Here is an 18,226-nt window from a genome sequence, read left to right on the forward strand (position 1 = left end):
TCAGCCGAAACACTGCAACGGCAGCGGCCCCCAGGTGTCCTGGGCGGCGGGATCCACCAGGCTGTGGCCCGTGATCAGCACCCCCTCGCCCAGACCCTGCTCCAGACGCAGCTGGTAGCGGCCGTTGTTCTGATTGGCTTTGAGAAACACCGGGCCCTCCGGGCCTTCGAGGGCAGTAGCGCCGGGATCCAGCTCCAGCGTGGGCCAGCCACAGATCTGCTCCAGCCGGCGCAGGGCGGCCACAGCGGCTGCGGCCGTGGGGGCCATCACCCCCACCGTGAACCACTCGCAGAGGGCCATCTTCTGGAGCAGTTCCTCCAGGAGCGCAGCGGTGGCCTGCTCATCGAGGCGCGGGGCGGTGCGGAGGCCCCGCAGAGAAGCCAGGGTCTCGGCCATGCCGGTGGTGCAGCGGCTGGGAGGTTACTTGATGTACTCCTTGAGCACGCCGTTGCGGTTGGGGTGACGCAGCTTGCGCAGGGCCTTGGCTTCGATCTGACGGATCCGCTCGCGGGTGACATCGAAGATCTGGCCGATCTCCTCGAGGGTCTTCATGCGGCCGTCATCGAGGCCGTAGCGGAGCCGCAGCACATCGCGCTCGCGGGGGCTGAGGGTGGCCAGCACCCCTTCGAGGTCTTCGCGCAGCAGGTTCTTGGCCACATCCTGCTCGGGGTTCTCGATATCGGCTTCGATGAAGTCGCCCAGGCGGGAATCCTCCTCCTTGCCGATGGGGGTCTCCAGGGAGATCGGCAGCTGAGCGCTCTTGGCGATGAAGCGCAGCTTCTCGATTGTCATCTCCATCGACTCGGCGATCTCCTCCTCGGTGGGCTTGCGGCCGAACTCCTGGGAGAGGGTCTTGGTGGTTTTCTTGATGCGCGAGATCGTCTCGTAGAGATGCACCGGCAGGCGGATGGTGCGGCTCTGATCGGCGATGGCGCGGGTGATGGCCTGGCGGATCCACCAGGTGGCGTAGGTGGAGAACTTGTAGCCCTTCTCGTGGTCGAACTTCTCAGCCGCCCGGATCAGGCCGAGGCTGCCCTCCTGGATGAGGTCCTGAAAGCTCAGGCCCCGGTTCATGTATTTCTTGGCGATCGACACCACCAGGCGCAGGTTCGACTGCACCATCTTTTCCTTGGCGCGGCGGCCGAGCATCAGCCGGCGCCGGAACTTGATCGGCGGCATCTCCACCAGCACGGCCCACTCCTTGTTATCGGGGTGGTGGCCGTGGTCGGCCTCGAACTGGGAGGCCAGCTCCTCGAGGTGCAGCAGGTCGGCGATCTTGCGGGCCAGCTCGATCTCCTCATCCGGCCGCAGCAGACGGATGCGGCCGATCTCCTGCAGATAGACGCGGATCGAGTCCTCGGTGTAGACGCCCTTGGGGCCCACCTTGATGCTGGCCAGGGCCTTGGCGGCCTTGTCGTCCTTGGCGCTCACGGCATCCCCTTTGGCCAGGGCGGCGGCACCAGAGGTGGTCGCCTCGGCAGCGGGGCTGGCGGCGGCGGCCTTGGCGGCAGCTGCTTTGGAGGCAGCGGCCTTGGCAGGGGTGGCCTTGGCTGAGCTGGCCTTTGAGGAGGCGGCTTTGGCGGAAGCAGCCTTGCCCGCAGCGGCCTTGGCAGAACCTGGCGGGGACTTGCGGGAGCGCGCCTTGGGGGTGGTCTTCACCTTGCCCGCCGCGTCCTCGCTGGCCCGGGCGGCATCGGTGGCAAGCGGGTCCTGGGGCTTCGGCCGCACCGTGTCGCCCTTCGCCGTCGCCACCATCACGACCTCAGCGGCTGGCTTGGCTTTGGGGAGTGCAGTACTCATCGCGGGAGGGGAGACAGGACAGGGAAGGGTAGAAGCGGTTGCGGGTCACACCCGGTAGAGAGGCCCAGCCGGGGAGCGGTGACAACGGTTGATCAGGTGCCGAGGCGTCAAAGACAGCCAGAGGGATCCACGAGCGCAGGGCCTTACAACATCGGCAGGACAGGATCTGATTCGCCAGGCGAAACAAACCTCTGCCGTGGGACCGATGCAGCGGATGCCGTTACCGCGCTATGGAGGAGACAGGACGCTTCAACAAATCAACGGACAGCCCGGGAGCGGGTGGCGGACTGCAGCAGCAATGGAAAGGGGCCGGGGCCGGGGGCAGGGTTGTCAGGGGTGGTCGCAGACCGTGAGAGCGCGGTGGAGGGAAACTCCGAGCCTCTCTGTACGTGTCTTCCCGCTGGACGGAACTCTGCCGTGTTCCGACGGCAGCCTGCAGCTGCCCAACACCACCATCCTATGAATAGCTCCAGCGATGTGCAAGTTCGTTGAGCCAGTGGCTCCAGATCTGGCTGGAGGCCGGCCGCGAGGGGCAGGTGTTCACCTACGCCCGTCCGCCGGAGCTGGCCGTGAAGCTGGGCGACCTCGTGCGGGTCCGGCTGCAGGGGCGGCCCCACAGCGGCCTGGTGGTGGAGGAGCTCGAAGCCTTGCCGGCAGCCCTCGCAGGCAAGGCCATCCAACCCGTGGAGGCCGTGCTGCAGAGCGCCGCGGTGGACGAGCACTGGCGCGCGCTGATCACGGCGGTGGCCCGCCAGTGCCACACCAGCAGCTTCCGCACCCTCAAGAGCGCCCTGCCGCCGGGTTGGCTTGGCCAGCGCGGCCATCGAGCCGGGGCGAACCGCCAGCCGCTGCTGGCCCTGCGGGCGACCCGCCGGCCCGAACCCCACGAGCGCCTCAGTGCCCGCCAGCAGGAGCTGCTGAACCAGCTCGCTGCCGCCGCCGGCCCCCTGCCGCTGCGGCAGCTGTGCCGCCCCGGTGGCTTCAGCCGGGGCGTGGCCCAGGCGCTGGAACAGCGGGGGCTGGTGGAGCGGCTCTCCCTGCCAGCCGAGGCCTTTCCCCAGGCCTTGCTGGCGGGGCACGGAGCAGGGGCTGATCCAGAACCACCGAACGTGGGGCTCGAACCGCTCCAACGGCTCACCCCGGCCCAGGCCGAGGCCCTGGAGGCGATTCTGGCGGCCCAGCCGGGCCAGACCCTGCTGCTCTGGGGCGTCACCGGTTCCGGCAAGACCGAGGTGTATCTGCAGGCTGCCGCCGCGGCCCTGGCCCGGGGGCGCAGCGCCCTGGTGCTCACCCCGGAGATCGGCCTGATCCCCCAGCTGCTGGAGCGCTGCCGCCGCCGCTTCGGCGCTGCCGTCGTGGAGTACCACAGCGGCCTCAGCGACGGCGCCCGGGTGGCCGCCTGGCGGCGCTGCCTGCAAGGCCGACCCCTGCTGGCGGTGGGCACCCGCTCCGCCGTGTTTCTGCCCCTGGCCCGGCTCGACCTGATCGTGCTGGACGAGGAGCACGACAGCTCCTACAAGCAGGAGAGTCCGATGCCCTGTTACCACGCCCGCGACGTGGCCCGGATCAGGGTGCGGCAGGGCGGCGGATGCCTGCTGCTGGGCAGTGCCACGCCGGCCCTGGAGACCTGGCTGGCCTGCCAGGGAGAGGCAGCCGAGCCGGTGCGGCTGTTGCGGCTGCGCGAGCGCATCGGCGGCCGCCCCCTGCCGCCGGTGCGGCTGGTGGACATGCGCCATGAGCTGGCCGAGGGGCACCGCAGCCTGCTCAGCCGGGCCCTGCTGCAGCGGCTGCAGGGGGTGCAGGCCAGGGGGGAACAGGCCGTGGTGCTGGTGCCCCGCCGCGGTTACCACACCTTCCTGAGCTGCCGCAGCTGCGGCGAGGCGGTGCTCTGCCCCCACTGCGACGTGCCCATGACGGTGCACCGCGGCAGCGGCGGCCGGGAGTGGCTTCGCTGCCACTGGTGCGACCACCGGGCCGACATCAGCCACCGCTGCGGCCACTGCGGCTCCACGGCCTTCAAGCCCTTCGGCGCCGGCACCCAGAGGGTGCTGGAGCAGCTGGCCCAGGAACTGGAGGGCCTGCGGGTGCTGCGCTTCGACCGCGACAGCACCCGCGGCCGCGATGGCCACGGCCAGCTGTTGGCCCGCTTCGCCGCCGGGGAGGCCGACGTGCTGGTGGGCACCCAGATGCTGGCCAAGGGGATGGACCTGCCCCGGGTGACCCTGGCGGCCGTGCTGGCGGCCGACAGCCTGCTGCACCGGCCCGATCTGCGCTCCTCCGAACACTGCCTGCAGCTGCTGCTGCAGCTGGCGGGCCGGGCCGGCAGGGGCGAGCTGCCCGGCGAGGTGCTGGTGCAGACCTACAGCCCCGAGCACCCGGTGATCGCCCACCTGGTGGACGGCCGCTACGACCGTTTCCTGGCCAGCGAACTGGCCCTGCGCCGCAGCGGCGCCCAGGTGCCCTTCAGCCGCGCCTGCCTGCTGCGCTTCAGCGGCCCCAGTGCCAGTGGCACCGCCACCGCGGCGGCAGCGATCGCCGAGCTGCTGCGGCCGGCCCTCGAGGCCAGCGGCTGGTGGCTGATCGGCCCGGCCCCGGCACCGGTGGCCCGGGTGGCTGGCCGCAGCCGCTGGCAACTGCTGCTGCACGGTCCTGCCGGCGCGCCCCTGCCCCTGCCGGGTGAGGCGGAGCTGCGGCGCTCCCTGCCGGCCGCCGTGGCCCTGGCGATCGATCCCGATCCGCTCAGCCTGTAGCTGCAGTCACCAGGCCTAGGCCGGCAACTGGGGCAGACCAAAACCCAGCTGCTGGCGCAGCCGGCTCAGCGCGGCCACCAGCCCCAGGGCGAGCAGAATCAGCCCCGCCCCCAGGCCCAGGGGACTCCAGCGCCAGCAGCTGAGCTCCAGCCGGTTCTCGGCGCCCAGGCGCAGCGGCCAGCGCACGCCCCTGGTGCCAGGAATGGTCTGCACCGATTCCGGACCGGCCCGGCGGATCGCCGCCAGCCTCAGCGGCTCGAGGTCGAGGCTGAAGTCGGCGCCAGGCACAGGATCCGCGCCGCGCAGATCCACCGCCACCGACAGCCGCTGCTGCACCCCCAGCAGCCAGTTGCGCTCCTGCCAGCGCAGCTGCGGCACAGGCAGCTCCACCCCCGCCAGGCGAGCAGCGTCTTCGAGGTTGGCCGCCAGCAACTCCAGGGCCTGGGCCGCCGGCATCGTGGCTCCCAGCACGTGGTCGTGACCGGGCTCACTGGCGCCGTCGGGCCTGAGGCCCGCCTGCTGCAGTGCCTGCAGCACACCCCGCTCCCAGGGGGTCACCACAGCCGTGGAGCCCCGCTCCAGCCGCTGGCCCACCTGCAGCCGGCCCGGTCCTTGGAAATGCAGCTCAGCGCGCACGCTGCCGCAGCCCCCCAGCAGCAGGCTGAGCAACAACAGCACCAGCACCAGGGCCGCGAAGCCCAGGGGCGCCCGGGTGGGGCCCACCGGCGGCGCCGGCGGCGGCGGCGGCCGTTGGGCGCGACGGCTGCGGGCCACCTGCTGCAGCCGGCCGGTGACCGATTCGGCCTCACCCAGCTCCGGCAGGGTGATCGACCAGCGGCGCGGTCGCTCCAGGGCCGGCGCCTCCAGCACCTCCAGCAGGTCCTTGGCCTGGGCGCGAAGGGTGGCATCGGAGCAGCGTTTCACCTGGCGGCAGCAGGCGATCGCCCGCACCGCATTGCCCTGCCCCATCCAGGCCGTGGCCATCAGCAGCTGGATCTGGGCCCCCTCCGGCGTGGCGGGCGGAAAGCTCGACACCAGGGGCTCCAGAGCGCCCAGGGCCTGGCCGTAGTCGCCGCGCTCCAGGCAGCGCCGGGCCCCGGCGCACGGATCCTCGGCCTCCATGCTCACGGCCTGCCGTCCAGCAACTGGGGACTGCCCACCACCATCGTGCCGATGCCGGCATCGGTGAACACCTCCAGCAGCACGGCATGGGGGACACGGCCATCGATGATGTGGGCGGCGGCAACCCCCTGGGCCAGGGCCCGGATGCAGCACTCGGTCTTGGGGGTCATGCCCCCCTCCACCACGCCACTGGCGATCAGCTCGCGGGCACCGGCCAGGGTGAGCTGGCGCACCAGGGTGGAGGGATCGTGGCGGTCGCGCAGGATCCCGGGGGTGTCGGTGAGCAGGATCAGCTTCTCCGCCTGCAGGGCTGCGGCCAGCTCCCCCGCCACCGTGTCGGCATTGATGTTGTGGGCCTGGCCCTCGGGGTCGGCGGCCACACTGGAGATCACCGGCACGTAGCCGGCCTCGAGCAGGGGCAGCAGCACGGCGGGATTCACCGCAGCCACCTCCCCCACCAGGCCGTTGCGGCCCTCGCCGTAGGGCCTGGCCGTGACCAGGGACCCATCGCTGCCGCAGAGCCCCACGGCCCTGCCCCCCAGCCTGTTGAGGCCGTTGACGATCTGCTTGTTGACCCGGCCCACCAGCACCATCTCCACCACATCCATGGTTTCGGGGGTGGTGACCCTCAGGCCTCCCTTGAACTCGGGCTCGATCTGCAGACGGGCCAGCCAGTCGTTGATCTCCGGGCCGCCGCCATGCACGATCACCGGCCGCACCCCCACCGAGGTGAGCAGGGCCAGATCGCGGTACACAGCCTGCCTCAGATCGGCGCGGGCCATGGCGGCGCCGCCGTACTTCACCACCACCCGGCGGCCCCGGAAGCGCTGGATGTAGGGAAGGGCCTCGCTGAGTACGGACACCCGCAGGGCATCGGTGTGGCTGATGGCGTTGTCGGAGCTCACGGCAACAGGAGGGCTGAAATCTGGAGGGGGAAAGGGGGGCCGCCAGGGGCCCGGGCAAGGGCCGAGCTCAGGCGGCCGGGGAGAGCAGGAGACGGAGGTTGAAGCGGCGGCCGTCCAGGGGCTCGAGCTCAGCGGTAAGGCCCTCGCCGAAGAAGCGACCCAGGCGCTCCTGCTTGGCCTGCCAGCGCTCGAAGGGCACGCCGCCGGCGTCAAAGCAGAGCCTGAGGCCATAGCGCCCCTGCTCATCCAGCTCCTGCACGGACAGCAACTGGGGCGGGGCATCCTCATCCCAGAGCTTGAGCACCTCCAGCGAGCTCTCCAGGTGGGCCTTCTGGCCGTAGCGCCAGCGCATCACATCGCCGAGCAGCTTGCGCAGGGGTTCGCTCTCGGGCAACTGACGCAGGGCGCTGTGGACAGCGGCCGGTGTGACGCGCCGTGGCGGCGGCAGCTCCGACGACTTCAGTGCCAGCCCGCCCAGCAGGATGGGGATGCCATAGAAGATCGTCGGCAGGCTCAGGTTCGGGTTGCCGGAGGCATAGCCGATCCAGCCGATCACCGAGAGGGCGGCCCCGGCCAGGGTGACCAGGCTGCCGGGCGAGAAAAGTGCTTGCATGACGCCATCTTCCTGTACGCCGTGGGCCCCGAGATGATCAGTGATCCAAGCCGCCCCGTGGACGGCCCCGGCGAGCCGGAGCCCGCAGCCGCGATCAGCACGGCGGATCTGATCAGCCAGCTCCAGGCGGACCGCCTGTGGCTGCTGCGCCAGATCGACGCCGGCGCCTGGCCGGAATGGCGCCTGGATCTGGCCGCCCTGGAACGCGAACTGGGCGAACTGCTGGATCGTGTCGGCCCCGACCAGGCCAACGCCGGCTGAGGCTCAGAACGGAATGTCGTCGTCTCCCTCCGGCATGTCCGGCACCAGGGGCGAGGTGTTCCAGGTGGGGGGCTCGACGCGGGCGGGCTGAGCCGCGGCGGGCGGAGCGGAGCGGGCCGGTGTGGGAGCGGCAGGAACAGGGCGCGCTGGAGCGGCGCCCGTGCGGGTCGCCCCGGGGGCCGGAGCCCCCGCCTGGGCAGCAGCCATCGGGGCGGACGCCATCCCTGCTCCAAGGGGGTGGAGGCGCGACAGGGTGAACTCCGCCCGTTTCTCCTTGACCCCGTCCTGCCGGGTGACCGTGCTCATGCGCAGGCGGCCCTCGATCATCAGCCGCTGACCCACCTGCACCCGGTTCTGCAGGTCCTGGGCCAGGTTGCCCCAGCCCACCACTTTGAGCTGGCCGGCCGGATCGTCAGGCCGCAGGCCGTCGAACTGCACCGCCATCTCGGCGACGGGCGTCTGGTTGTCCTGGGTGTAGCGGATCTGGGGTGCTTCCAGCACATCCACTTCCAACAGACAGTGATTCACGCCCCAGCCAGCGGCACAGCGTGTCCATCTTGCCGGATGCCAGAGGGCTTGCCGGATGGCTTCGGGGGCAGACTGATGCAGCGAGGGGGGATTCGATGCCAGGCTCCCGGGCACCGGTGCTTGCCGCGCGCGGCCGCCTCTGGCTGTTCGCCGGCACGGGGGAGGGGCCTCCCTTGGCCGCTGCCCTGCAACGGCAGGGCTGGTGCCTGCGGGTGAGCGTGGTGAGCCCCGAGGCCGGCCAGGCCTATGGAGAGCTGCCGCACCTCGAGCTGTTCAGCGGAGCCCTGGCCGGCCCCCAGGCCCTGGAGCTGGCCCTGCGGCAGGCCCGGGAGCAGGGGGATCCCTTTGCCCTGGTGCTCGATGCCACCCATCCCTTTGCGACCACGATCAAGGCCACCCTGGCCGCCGGCTGCCTGGCAGCGCGCCTGCCCCTGCTGCGGCTGCAGCGCCCCTGGTGCGATCAGCAGGAGGGCGACGGCCCCGGGGCGGACGCGGCCGGCGCCGCCCTGCTGGCCGGGTTGGCGGCACTGGAGCATGAGCCGCTGGCGGGCACCCGCCTGCTGCTGGCCCTGGGCGCGCGCCAGCTGCCGGCTGCGGTGAGCCGCAGCCCGGGGGCACGCCATCACGCCCGGCTGCTGCCGACGGCCTTCGGGCTGCAGCAGGCCATGGCGGCGGGACTGCCGGCCGAGCGGGTGGCCTGCCTGCGGCCCACGCGCTCCGGACAGGTCGAAACCGCCCTGCTGCGTCGCTGGGGGATCGAGGTGATCCTGGCGCGCCAGTCTGGCGGCGAACCGGAGCAGCGCTGGCGCCGGATCGCCCACAGCCAGGGCTGCCGGCTGTTGCTGCTGCGGCGCCCGCCGGAGGAGCCCGGCCGGACGGTTCTGGGCCAGGAGGCCTTGCTGGCCCACCTGGCCGCCTGGCCCGGGGCGACCGGCTAGGCGCCCGCGCCCAGGTGTGCGGCCGCCAGGGCCTGGAGGTCCTGCTGGGGCCTGGGGCCGAGCTGGGTCACCACCTGGCCGGCACAGAGGGAGCCGAGGCGGCCACAGCGCTCGGCGCTCCAGCCCTGGGCCAGGCCGTACAGGAATCCGGCGGCATAGAGATCGCCGGCGCCGGTGGTGTCCACCAGCGGGCCCAGCCGGAAGGGCTCGATCACGTGGCTGCTGGGACCTTCCAGCACCAGGGATCCCGCCTCGCTGCGGGTGAGGGCGGCGATGCGGCAGCGCCCCCTCACCTGCTCCACCGCCGCCTCGAAGCTCTCGCTTCCATACAGCGACAGGATTTCCTGTTGGTTGGCGAACAGGATGTCGACATGGCCATCGACGAGCTCCTGGAAGCTGTCGCGGTGGCGCTCCACACAGAAGGCATCCGAGAGGCTGAGGGCCACCTGGCCACCGTGGGCGCGGGCCACCTCCGCCGCCGCGATGAAGGCCTGTTTGGCGGCCTCGCTGTCCCAGAGATAGCCCTCCAGGTAGAGCAGCTTGGCGTCAGCCACCATCGAGAGATCGAGATCGGCGGGGTCGAGGCCCACCGACGCGCCCAGGTAGGTGCACATGGTGCGCTGGGCATCAGGGCTCACCAGGATCAGGCAGCGGGCCGTGGAGGGACCGCCGGTGGCCGCGGGCGTGTCGAAGCGGGCCCCGGCGGCGCGGATGTCATGGGCAAAGATGGCGCCGAGTTGGTCGTCACGCACCCGGCCGATGAAGCCGGCCCGCCCGCCCAGCTGGGCCACCCCGGCCAGGGTGTTGGCGGCCGAACCGCCGGAGGTTTCCAGCCCAGCCCCCAGCCGGGCGTAGAGCTGCTCAGCCTGCTCGGCATCCACCAAGGCCATGCTGCCCTTGGTGAGGCCTTCGCTGGCGAGGAAGGCGTCGTCGGCGTGCACCAGCACATCCACGATGGCGTTGCCGATGCCGACGACATCGAGACTCTTGACGGTCATGGGGTTCAGGCGCTGAGGAGGGCGCGTTTGGGGCCGTGGATCGGGTCTTCCATCACGATGGTCTGGTCGCGATCGGCCCCCAGGGAGATGATCGCGATCGGCACCTCCATCAGCTCAGCCAGGAAGCGCAGGTAGCTCATCGCCGTGGCGGGGAGCTCATCAAAGGTGCGGCATTCGGCCGTGGAGCTCTGCCAGCCCGGCAGGGTCTCGTAGATCGGCTTGCAGCGGGCGAACACCTCGGCGCTGCTGGGGAAGTGCTCGATGCGCTGGCCGTCGAGTTCGTAGGCCACGCACACCTGGATGGCATCGAGTTCATCGAGCACGTCGAGCTTGGTCACCGCCAGGCAGTCGAGCCCGTTCACCTCCACGGCGTAGCGGCCGATCACACCATCGAACCAGCCGCAGCGCCGGCGGCGCCCGGTGGTGGTGCCGTACTCGCCGCCGCGATCGCAGAGGTGGTCGTTGAGGCTGCCCTCCAACTCAGTGGGGAAGGGGCCCTCGCCGACCCGGGTCGTGTAGGCCTTGGCCACGCCGATCACCCGGTCGATCAGGGTGGGGCCCACGCCGGCGCCGATGCAGGCGCCGCCGCTCACCGGATTGGACGAGGTGACGTAGGGGTAGGTGCCGTGGTCGAGGTCGAGCAGCGTGCCCTGGGCCCCCTCGAACAGGATGTTCTGCCGGGCGCGGGCCGCCTCGTGGATGGTGCGGGTGCAGTCCACCACGTGGGGGGCGAGGCGCTCGCCGTAGCCCAGGTAGTCCTCCACCACGGACTCAAAGTTCAGGGGCTCGATGCCGTAGAGCTTCTCGAGGATTTCGTTCTTCTCGGCCAGGGGACCGGCGAGGCGATCCCGCAGCCGGTCGCCATCGAGCAGGTCGATGACGCGGATGCCGTTGCGCTCGGCCTTGTCGGCATAGGTGGGGCCGATGCCGCGGCCGGTGGTGCCGATGCGCCGGTCGCCGCGACGCTGCTCCATGGCCTGATCCAGCAGGCGGTGGTAGGGCATGGTCACATGGGCCGTGGAGGCGAGCCGCAGGCCGCTCACGTCGATGCCGAAGCCCAGCAGCATGTCCAGCTCCTCCAGCATCACCCGCGGGTCCACCACGGTGCCCGAACCGATCAGGCAGATGGTGTCGGGATAGAGGATGCCGGAGGGGATCAGGTGCAGCTTCAGCACCTTGTCGTCAACGACGATCGTGTGGCCGGCGTTCACCCCGCCCTGGTAACGCACCACCACATCTGCCGAGCGGCTCAGCAGATCGGTGATCTTGCCCTTGCCCTCGTCACCCCACTGCGCACCGATGACGACGACGTTGGCCAAGGACACGGCGGCCCGCAGCCGCTTCAGAGCACAACTGCAGAGACTCTCAGATCAAGGTCCCGTTCGTCAAAAGAACCGGCCGGCTCAGGCGCCGCGCACCACGTTCTTCTCGGCCTTCAGCAGCTCCTTGCTGACCCGCTCACGCAGGGCCTCGGGCAGGGGCCGGTTGGGGTAGTTGGCGTAGTGCCCGGCGAGGGAATTGAGCGCCGTCTGCATCGTGGTGAAAGAGGAGAGCCCATTCACGGCGTTGCGGGGGCGGTAACGGGCCATGTACTCATTGATCAGTCCGCGGGCCTCCTGCTCCGCCTCGGCGCGGGAGGGATCGTCGGCTTGGAGACCCACCGTGGTGATCAGCACGTCGGCCACCGCCACCGTGTCGTCCACGTAGCTGCCGCTGAGCCCATCGGCGCTGCTGCAGCCGGCGAGCAGCAGACACAGCCCCAGGCAACCGGCCAGCAGGGATCGGCTCCAGCGTCCCAGCAGGCGCCGAAGGGAGCTCAGAAGGTCGGCGGCCATGGCGTGGGTGCGGATCGGGCGATCCTACGGACCCCGGCTGTCGCCTAAGCCGCGGGCAGCCCGCGGCGCTCGGCCGTCAGACGGGGCAGCAGATGATCGAGCAGCCCATCGGCCGCCAGGTCGGTGCGCTGACTGCCGGCCCGCTGCACCAGTTCCACCTGGCCGTCGGCCGCACCCCGGCCCACCACGACCCGCCAGGGAATGCCGATCAGATCGGCATCCTTGAACTTCACCCCGGCCCGCTCGCTGCGGTCGTCGAGCAGGGTCTCCACCCCCGCTGCCGTGAGCTCGGCGTAGAGCCGCTCGCCCAGGGCCAGCTGCAGCGGCTCCCCCGTGTTGGCCACCACCACGATCACCTCGAACGGCGCGATCGCCGTGGGCCAGCAGATGCCGCTGGCGTCATGGTGCTGCTCCACCGCCGCCTGGGCCAGGCGCGACACGCCGATGCCGTAGCAGCCCATCCACAGGGCCTCCTCACTGCCGGATTCGGTGCTCACGGTGGCCCCCAGGGCCGTGGCATAGCGGCGGCCCAGCTGAAAGATGTGGCCCACCTCAATGCCGCGGCTGGCCTCCAGGCACTGGCCCGGATCGTGCCGGCAGCGGTCGCCGGGCTGGGCGGCCCGCAGGTCGAGGGCTTCGGGCCTCGGGCAGAGCGCACCCCAGGCCGCTCCCAGCCGGTGCTGATCCAGCTGGTTCGCGCCGCACACAAAAGCGTCCAGCTCTGCGGCGGTGGCATCGGCCAAGCGCAGGAAGGCCGGAGTCCAGCGGCGGGCACCCGCGAGGCAGGCGTCGGCCAGATCGGGCCCGAGATAGCCGAAGGGGAGCGGGGCCAGCCCCTCCCTGGCCACGGACTCCTCGCTGAGCGGGGCAATCTCCAGCAGAGTGCCGTGGCTGGGGGAACAGCGGGCGCTCACCACATTGGCCAGCTTCACGCTGTTGAGCTGCTGGTCGCCCCGCAGGCTCACCAGCAGGGGCAGCTCGGCCCCGTCGTCGAAGCGGGCCAGCAGCAGCAGCACCTTGAGGATCTGGCTGGCGTCAACGTCATGGGCCTGGACCAGGGCCTCGATCGTGCCCTGGCCCGGGGTGCTGAGCAGCTCTCCGGCACCGGCCAGGCGGGGGCCACCGATCAGGGGGCGGGGCTCGGGGGCCAGCGCGCTGGCCCGTTCCTGGTTGGCGGCATAGCGGCCATCCGGGCTGCTGAGGATCAGGTCCTCGCCGGCCTCGGCGGTGACCATGAACTCCTGGCTGGCGGAGCCACCGATGGCACCGCTATCGGCCTCCACGGCCACGGCCCGCAGGCCGCAGCGGCGAAAGATGCGGCTGTAGGCCTGATCCATGGCCCCATAGGTGCGGCGCAGGCAGGCCTCATCGGCATGGAAGGAATAGCCGTCTTTCATGATGAATTCCCGGCCCCGCATCAGGCCGAAGCGGGGCCTGATTTCATCGCGGAACTTGGTCTGGATCTGGTACAGATGCACCGGCAGCTGGCGGTAGGAGCGCAGCAGATCGGCGGCCAGAACGGTCACCACCTCCTCGTGGGTCGGACCGAGGCCGAGTTCGCGCCCCTGGCGATCCTCCAGGTGGAACATGATCCCCTCGCCGGCGGTGTAGCCGCTCCAGCGGCCGCTGCGCTGCCAGAACTCGGCCGGCTGCAGCTGCGGCAGGAGGGTTTCCAGCGCCCCGGTGGCCTCCATCTCCTGGCGCACGATCGCCTTCACCTTCTGCAGCACCCGCCAGAGCAAGGGCAGGTAGGCGTAGATGCCGCTGCCCAACCGGCGGATGTAGCCGGCCCGCAGCAGCAATTTGTGGGAGGGAATCTCGGCCTCGGCGGGATCGTCCCTGAGCGTCACCAGCATCAGGCGGGAGACGCGCATAGCCGAGGGTTCCGAAGAGGCCGGAAGCTACCACCGCTGACCCCTGAGGGCGGCAGGAGCGCTGGGCACACGGGCGGCAGTAACGGCTGCCACAGCTGCCGGCCGGGGGCTCTGCTAGCTTTCCAAAGCAATCCAATTCATCTCATCTGAGACTCATGCGTTCCCCCGCGGGTGACGCCCCTGCCCCGGCACCACCGTCGCTCCAGCCCTACGCGCCCCTTGCTGATGGGCGCCCTGCTCAGGATGGGCGGGCCGACCTCACCACCCCTGCGGAAACCGGGAACGCCGATGCTCTGATCAGCATCGATGAGGTGCAGAAGGTGCTCAGTCGATCGAGGGCATCGGTGTATCGCTACACCAACACCGACCCCCGCAACCTCAATCCCCCCTTCAATCCCCGCCGCCTCAACCCGGAATACCGCAGCGATCAGAAGGATCCCCTCCTGTTCCACCCCCATGAGGTGGCCCGCTTCGCCAGGGACGTGCTGCGGATCAAGGAGGTCACCGTGGAGGTGCTCAACGCCCCTTCCACCGCCACCCATCAGCTGCTCGGCGCCATTCTCGACGAACTGCGCTCCATCCGCACCGAGCTGGCCCGGGTGAGTCCCCCTCCAGCCATCGCGGTGGCCCCGAGTGAACTCTCCTCACGCCACGACAATCAGTCGCGCCCAGCAGCCTGAAGGCCAGAGGCAGCGACAGCTCGCCTGGAACCTGCCCCCCACCGCCTCAGGGGGTGCCAGAATCAAAACGGTAATTTTCCTTCTGTCAGTCCGGTCTTCCCCGGGCCCCATCCACCCAGCTGAACAGACCATCGTTTCAGCCGGCGTGATCGGGCCTTGACCGTCCCCATGACCTCCACCATCTCCAGCTTCAGGCCCTCTGAATCGGCCCCAGCGTCCACCCGGTCTTCCAGCGACGCGAGCCCCTCAGCGGCCGCCCTCCCTGACCCCAGCGATGACCCCCACAGTCCGGGCGGAGAACCCCTTGCCTTCCTGATGGGAGCGGCCATCGCCCTGCTCACCGCCATCGTCCCCCTGGCCACCGTGGTGGCAGGACGTCCCAGCCCCCCGGGCCCCTACCTGTTCTATGGATCTCAGCCACCTGCCGGCATCCCCAGCGCCAGGGCTGGTGAACCTGGTGGTGGAGATCCCCGCCGGCAGCCGTAACAAATACGAATACAACAGCGTCGCCGGCGTGATGGCCCTCGATCGGGTGCTGCACTCCTCCGTGCGCTACCCCTTCGACTACGGCTTCATCCCCAACACCCTCGCCGACGACGGCGCTCCCCTGGACGCCATGGTGATCATGGAGGAGCCCACCTTCGCGGGCTGTCTGATCCGGGCCCGGCCGATCGGGATCCTCGACATGGTGGATGAGGGCTGCCACGACGGCAAGCTGCTGTGTGTGCCGGAGGTGGGATTCCGCCAGCAGCACATCCACTCCATTCGACAGATCGCCCCCGACACCCTCGAAGAGGTGGCGGAGTTCTTCCGCACCTACAAGAACATGGAGGGGCGGATCACCCTGATCCAGGGTTGGCTCGACCCCGAGGCGGTGCCAGCCCTGCTGAAGCACTGCATCCAGGCAGCACTCCAGAGCCAGCCCAGCCCCCGGAGTTAGCTGGCGCGCTGCAGCAGGAAGCCCTCGTAACCCAGGGCCTGGAACACCCTGGCCGGATCGCTGAAGCCGGCGGCATTGACCAGGGCCGTGAGCCGGGCCACCCCGATCGGGTGCAGACCGTGGGTGAGGGCCGTGAGCTCGCCGTCTGCGCTGCTCGCCAGAGCCTCGAGGCCGCTGGCGCGCTGGAACCCCAGCCAGGCCTGCTGCACCTGGGCCTCCAGCGGCGAGCGCTCGGGGGCCATCAGGTCAACGAGCACCAGCTGGCCGCCCGGCTCGAGGCTGCGGGCCAAGGCGGTGAGGAAGGCCAGCTTGGTGCCGTCGTCAGGCAGCGACTGCAGCACCAGCACCGACAGGGCGCCGGCGAAGCAACCCCTGGTCTCCAGGTCTTCCACCCTGGCCTGGCGCCAGTCAATGCCCTCGCCGCCAAGCCGCTGGCGGGCCGCCGCCAGCATCTCCGCTGAGGGATCGAGGGCGGTGATGCGCCAGTCGGGGCGCTGGGCCCGGGCCTCGACCAGCTCGGCGCCGGTGCCGCAACCCGCCACCAGCACCGCAGCCCCCTCGAGGCCAGCCCGGGCGGAGGCGGCCAGCAGAGCCACCGAGAGGCGGGCCAGGCTCGCGTAGCCCGGGATCAGCTGCTGGGCGGTGAGGTCGTCAGCCTGGGGAACAGCCAAGAACGCGCAACAAGTGCTTCGATGCTAGGCAGGGGGTACCCGGGGGCCTTAGGTTTGCGGACGCGTTTCACCCTTGATCGGCCGTGCCCACCATCCGATTCGAACAGGAAGGCCAGCAGGTCGGTTGCATCGAGGGGGCCAACCTCCGCAAGGCCGCTCTCGATGCCGGCATCAACCCCTACAAGGGCTTCAACAATGTCAATAATTGCGGCGGCATCGGCCAGTGCGGCACCTGCGTGATGGAGGTGCTGGAGGGCCTGCAGAACCTCTCCCCCCGCAGCGATGTCGAGGAGGTGTACCTGGCCGATCGCCCCGCCAACTACCGCCTCAGCTGCCGCACCAGTGTCAATGGCGACGTGACAGTGCGCACCCGCCCCGCCGATGGCGTGGGCAAGGGCACCAACAGCCTGGTGGGCGCCCTCAAGGCCCTGGTGGGCCGCTGAAGCTCGGCCCCGCCCGGCCATGAAGCTCTACAGCTATTCCGGCTGCAGCACCTGCCGCCGGGCCATCGCCTGGCTGCGGCAGCACGGCCTGACGGTGGAGCTGATCGACATCACCCTCACCCCGCCCGGCCGGCCCCTGCTGGAGCAGGCCCTGACGCAGCTCGGCCGGGGGCGACTGTTCAACACCAGTGGCCAGAGCTACCGGGCCCTGGGCGCCGCCACCGTGAAGGCCATGGACGACAGTCAGGCCATCGAGGCCCTGGCCGCCGATGGCCGGCTGATCAAGCGCCCCCTGCTGGTCAGCGACGACGGCCGCCTGCTGATCGGCTTCAAGCCCGAGGAGTGGCAGACCCTGCTGGAGGAGGGGGCGGCACCGTGAGGGCATCCAGCTCCTGCAGCAGCGACTCGATGCCGGCGCGGCTGATCTGGGTGAGGTAAGACCCCTTGAGCTGCTCCAGCAGGGCACAGAGCAGGCCCTGGGAGCGCTCCAGGGCCGGTCCGCTCTCCAGCGCCACGGCCAGTTCCTCCCAGAAGCGGTCCACGAAGCGCTGCAGCAGCTCCAGCTGGGCGTCATCGCGGCGCGACAGGCTGCTGCCGGCATTGCGCGAGAGCTCCAGCAGGCTCTCCACCATGCCGTTGGCCAGCTGGCGGCTGAGACCGCTCTCCATCTGCATCAGCGGCTGCAGCTGCCGCAGCGGCGGCGGCACCACCGTGCGATCCAGGCTCTGGCGCAGGCTGTAACTCAGCACCCCCTGGAGCTCCGGAGCCAGGCGCGGGGCCACCTGACTGAGCAGCAGGGGCGCCCAGATCCGCACCAGCTCGGCCAGCTCCCGCTCATCGCGGCTGCTGGCCACGCTCTGGTGGCTGCGCAGGCTGCGGATGCGCTGCGGCCACTGGCGCGAGCGGATCAGACCCTGGATGCCATCCAGCAGCTGCAGGGCCAGCACCTCGAACAGCTCCACCGCCAGGAGGGCAACCACGCCCCTGCTCACCACGGCACGCAGGGGCTCCAGATTCACCAGCCCGGAGGTCTGCAGCCGCTCCCCCACGGGCACGATGCGCAGCCAGCGCCAGAAGGGCAGCAGCAGGGGCAGGTCGGTCCAGCGCCTCAACAGCACCTCGTGCCAGGCCAGGCCAGGCAGCCGCCGCTTGATCCGGATCAGCCGCTGCAGGATGTCCAGCAGGAACACGCTCTGGAACAGCAACAGGTCGATACGCCAGAAGTGGTCCGTGGGCCGGCCGTTCTCGTCGATCGAACGCCAGTAGTTGGTCTCCACCAGGGGCAGCACCTGGTCGGCCCAGAAGCGCCGCTCGCCCGCCCAGGGGTTGCTGGCCAGCCACTCGGGGCTGAGCAGCCGCTGGGCGGAATCCTTGGAGGAGTCGAGGTCGGCGCGCTGGCGCAGGCGGTTCTTGATCTTCTCCAGCGTGCCGGCCCGGTCGGAGGCCAGGAAGGGGTTGCTGTCCACCATCTGGGCCATCAGATCCGCCTGGCGCTGCAGCAGCCTCGTCTTCAGGGCGGGGTCGGCGGCAGGCTGGTCCATCACCCGCTCCAGCTCCTGGAACTGCTTCAAGAAGGTGCTGGTTTCCCGATGGGGCTCAATCCCCTTGATCGGATCCACCCAGGGGGTGATGTCCGGGATGAAGGTGAGCGGCACCGCCAGGGGCACCGAGGGAATCGGATAGAGGTTGCGCTGCAGCCAGAAGGTGCGCAGGGGCACATAGGTGATGTCGAAGGCCACCCAGAGCAGGTTCAGCGTGGCCCAGATCGCCACGAACCGATCCCAGGCGATGGCCCCCAGGCCGGCGGGAACAGGTCGGGATCGCTGCCAGCGGGGACGGGCCATCGGCAGGGCTGGGGGTAAGGCGTG

The 18,226-nt window shown here is 70.4% G+C and carries 19 protein-coding genes; 7 read left to right on the forward strand and 12 right to left on the reverse strand.

The window, feature by feature from the left end; all coding sequences use genetic code 11:
• Together CyaNS01_RS07700 and rpoD are read right to left on the reverse strand one after the other, a co-directional pair.
• Positions 1-396: a DUF1824 family protein gene (locus CyaNS01_RS07700; RefSeq protein WP_186696579.1), complete on the reverse strand. Its 396-nt coding sequence runs from the start codon at positions 394-396 to the stop codon at positions 1-3.
• A gap of 24 nt (positions 397-420) precedes the next feature.
• A complete protein-coding gene (gene rpoD / locus CyaNS01_RS07705) occupies positions 421-1,755 on the reverse strand; it encodes an RNA polymerase sigma factor RpoD (protein ID WP_225875563.1) in 1,335 nt (444 codons plus the stop codon).
• A 533-nt stretch (positions 1,756-2,288) separates the two neighbouring features.
• Between rpoD and priA the strand changes: the two genes are divergently transcribed.
• Entirely contained in the window at positions 2,289-4,550 is a 2,262-nt protein-coding gene (priA, locus tag CyaNS01_RS07710; RefSeq protein ID WP_186696581.1) for a primosomal protein N', read from the forward strand.
• A gap of 15 nt (positions 4,551-4,565) precedes the next feature.
• Here priA and CyaNS01_RS07715 read toward each other — a convergent pair whose 3' ends face one another.
• The 3 genes from CyaNS01_RS07715 to CyaNS01_RS07725 all read right to left on the reverse strand — a co-directional run bounded on the left by CyaNS01_RS07715 (position 4,566) and on the right by CyaNS01_RS07725 (position 7,190).
• Entirely contained in the window at positions 4,566-5,672 is a 1,107-nt protein-coding gene (locus CyaNS01_RS07715; protein ID WP_186700476.1) for a DUF3153 domain-containing protein, read from the reverse strand.
• A gap of 2 nt (positions 5,673-5,674) precedes the next feature.
• On the reverse strand, positions 5,675-6,577 hold the full coding sequence (gene argB / locus CyaNS01_RS07720) for an acetylglutamate kinase (RefSeq protein WP_186696582.1): 903 nt from the start codon (positions 6,575-6,577) through the stop codon (positions 5,675-5,677).
• A 67-nt stretch (positions 6,578-6,644) separates the two neighbouring features.
• The gene (locus tag CyaNS01_RS07725) at positions 6,645-7,190 is read right to left on the reverse strand and encodes a DUF2854 domain-containing protein (protein ID WP_186696583.1); all 546 of its coding nucleotides are present in this window, start codon (positions 7,188-7,190) and stop codon (positions 6,645-6,647) included.
• Between CyaNS01_RS07725 and CyaNS01_RS07730 the strand changes: the two genes are divergently transcribed.
• The gene (locus tag CyaNS01_RS07730) at positions 7,185-7,451 is read left to right on the forward strand and encodes a hypothetical protein (RefSeq protein WP_186700882.1); all 267 of its coding nucleotides are present in this window, start codon (positions 7,185-7,187) and stop codon (positions 7,449-7,451) included. The two genes, CyaNS01_RS07725 and CyaNS01_RS07730, sit on opposite strands and share 6 nt — an antisense overlap.
• Before the next feature lie 3 nt (positions 7,452-7,454).
• Here CyaNS01_RS07730 and CyaNS01_RS07735 read toward each other — a convergent pair whose 3' ends face one another.
• On the reverse strand, positions 7,455-7,979 hold the full coding sequence (locus tag CyaNS01_RS07735; RefSeq protein WP_186696584.1) for a single-stranded DNA-binding protein: 525 nt from the start codon (positions 7,977-7,979) through the stop codon (positions 7,455-7,457).
• Between the two features lie 95 nt (positions 7,980-8,074).
• On the opposite strand from CyaNS01_RS07735, the gene CyaNS01_RS07740 reads away from it, so the two are divergent.
• Entirely contained in the window at positions 8,075-8,917 is an 843-nt protein-coding gene (locus CyaNS01_RS07740; RefSeq protein ID WP_186696585.1) for a precorrin-6A/cobalt-precorrin-6A reductase, read from the forward strand.
• On the opposite strand, the gene CyaNS01_RS07745 is transcribed toward CyaNS01_RS07740, so the two are convergent.
• The 4 genes from CyaNS01_RS07745 to CyaNS01_RS07760 form a co-directional block, all read right to left on the reverse strand.
• On the reverse strand, positions 8,914-9,915 hold the full coding sequence (locus CyaNS01_RS07745; protein ID WP_186696586.1) for an adenosine kinase: 1,002 nt from the start codon (positions 9,913-9,915) through the stop codon (positions 8,914-8,916). The two genes, CyaNS01_RS07740 and CyaNS01_RS07745, sit on opposite strands and share 4 nt — an antisense overlap.
• A gap of 5 nt (positions 9,916-9,920) precedes the next feature.
• A complete protein-coding gene (locus CyaNS01_RS07750) occupies positions 9,921-11,240 on the reverse strand; it encodes an adenylosuccinate synthase (protein WP_186696587.1) in 1,320 nt (439 codons plus the stop codon).
• Positions 11,241-11,318: 78 nt separating this feature from the next.
• Complete coding sequence (gene psb27 / locus CyaNS01_RS07755; RefSeq protein ID WP_186696588.1) at positions 11,319-11,750, reverse strand: photosystem II protein Psb27; 432 nt, start codon at positions 11,748-11,750, stop codon at positions 11,319-11,321.
• 44 nt (positions 11,751-11,794) lie between these two features.
• Positions 11,795-13,624 carry a proline--tRNA ligase gene (locus tag CyaNS01_RS07760; RefSeq protein WP_186696589.1) on the reverse strand — a complete coding sequence of 610 codons (1,830 nt, stop codon included), beginning with the start codon at positions 13,622-13,624 and terminating at the stop codon, positions 11,795-11,797.
• Positions 13,625-13,779: 155 nt separating this feature from the next.
• Here CyaNS01_RS07760 and CyaNS01_RS07765 point away from each other — a divergent pair, with 155 nt between their 5' ends.
• Together CyaNS01_RS07765 and CyaNS01_RS07770 are read left to right on the forward strand one after the other, a co-directional pair.
• Positions 13,780-14,304: a resolvase gene (locus CyaNS01_RS07765; protein WP_225875564.1), complete on the forward strand. Its 525-nt coding sequence runs from the start codon at positions 13,780-13,782 to the stop codon at positions 14,302-14,304.
• 406 nt (positions 14,305-14,710) lie between these two features.
• Positions 14,711-15,244 carry an inorganic diphosphatase gene (locus CyaNS01_RS07770; RefSeq protein ID WP_186696590.1) on the forward strand — a complete coding sequence of 178 codons (534 nt, stop codon included), beginning with the start codon at positions 14,711-14,713 and terminating at the stop codon, positions 15,242-15,244.
• Here CyaNS01_RS07770 and CyaNS01_RS07775 read toward each other — a convergent pair.
• The gene (locus tag CyaNS01_RS07775) at positions 15,241-15,915 is read right to left on the reverse strand and encodes a class I SAM-dependent methyltransferase (protein ID WP_186696591.1); all 675 of its coding nucleotides are present in this window, start codon (positions 15,913-15,915) and stop codon (positions 15,241-15,243) included. The genes CyaNS01_RS07770 and CyaNS01_RS07775 overlap by 4 nt on opposite strands.
• Before the next feature lie 83 nt (positions 15,916-15,998).
• Between CyaNS01_RS07775 and CyaNS01_RS07780 the strand changes: the two genes are divergently transcribed.
• Positions 15,999-16,358 (forward strand): 2Fe-2S iron-sulfur cluster-binding protein, encoded by a 360-nt coding sequence (locus CyaNS01_RS07780; protein WP_186696592.1) that lies wholly within the window; start codon positions 15,999-16,001, stop codon positions 16,356-16,358.
• 19 nt (positions 16,359-16,377) lie between these two features.
• A complete protein-coding gene (locus CyaNS01_RS07785; RefSeq protein ID WP_186696593.1) occupies positions 16,378-16,737 on the forward strand; it encodes a Spx/MgsR family RNA polymerase-binding regulatory protein in 360 nt (119 codons plus the stop codon).
• Here the strand turns inward: CyaNS01_RS07785 and CyaNS01_RS07790 are convergent.
• Positions 16,688-18,202: a hypothetical protein gene (locus tag CyaNS01_RS07790; protein WP_186696594.1), complete on the reverse strand. Its 1,515-nt coding sequence runs from the start codon at positions 18,200-18,202 to the stop codon at positions 16,688-16,690. The two genes, CyaNS01_RS07785 and CyaNS01_RS07790, sit on opposite strands and share 50 nt — an antisense overlap.
• Positions 18,203-18,226: the final 24 nt, after the last annotated feature.

Source organism: Cyanobium sp. NS01 (genome assembly GCF_014280235.1).
Lineage (GTDB): Bacteria > Cyanobacteriota > Cyanobacteriia > PCC-6307 > Cyanobiaceae > NIES-981.

Coding starts and splice junctions, on each gene's coding strand:
- CyaNS01_RS07725 (WP_186696583.1), bottom strand. CDS start 7,190: ATGCAAGCACTTTTCTCGCCCGGCAGCCTGGTCACCCTGGCCGGGGCC.
- CyaNS01_RS07715 (WP_186700476.1), bottom strand. CDS start 5,672: ATGGAGGCCGAGGATCCGTGCGCCGGGGCCCGGCGCTGCCTGGAGCGC.
- CyaNS01_RS07785 (WP_186696593.1), top strand. CDS start 16,378: ATGAAGCTCTACAGCTATTCCGGCTGCAGCACCTGCCGCCGGGCCATC.
- CyaNS01_RS07740 (WP_186696585.1), top strand. CDS start 8,075: ATGCCAGGCTCCCGGGCACCGGTGCTTGCCGCGCGCGGCCGCCTCTGG.
- CyaNS01_RS07765 (WP_225875564.1), top strand. CDS start 13,780: ATGCGTTCCCCCGCGGGTGACGCCCCTGCCCCGGCACCACCGTCGCTC.
- CyaNS01_RS07790 (WP_186696594.1), bottom strand. CDS start 18,202: ATGGCCCGTCCCCGCTGGCAGCGATCCCGACCTGTTCCCGCCGGCCTG.
- CyaNS01_RS07770 (WP_186696590.1), top strand. CDS start 14,711: ATGGATCTCAGCCACCTGCCGGCATCCCCAGCGCCAGGGCTGGTGAAC.
- CyaNS01_RS07745 (WP_186696586.1), bottom strand. CDS start 9,915: ATGACCGTCAAGAGTCTCGATGTCGTCGGCATCGGCAACGCCATCGTG.
- rpoD (WP_225875563.1), bottom strand. CDS start 1,755: ATGGTGGCGACGGCGAAGGGCGACACGGTGCGGCCGAAGCCCCAGGAC.
- psb27 (WP_186696588.1), bottom strand. CDS start 11,750: ATGGCCGCCGACCTTCTGAGCTCCCTTCGGCGCCTGCTGGGACGCTGG.
- CyaNS01_RS07700 (WP_186696579.1), bottom strand. CDS start 396: ATGGCCGAGACCCTGGCTTCTCTGCGGGGCCTCCGCACCGCCCCGCGC.
- CyaNS01_RS07760 (WP_186696589.1), bottom strand. CDS start 13,624: ATGCGCGTCTCCCGCCTGATGCTGGTGACGCTCAGGGACGATCCCGCC.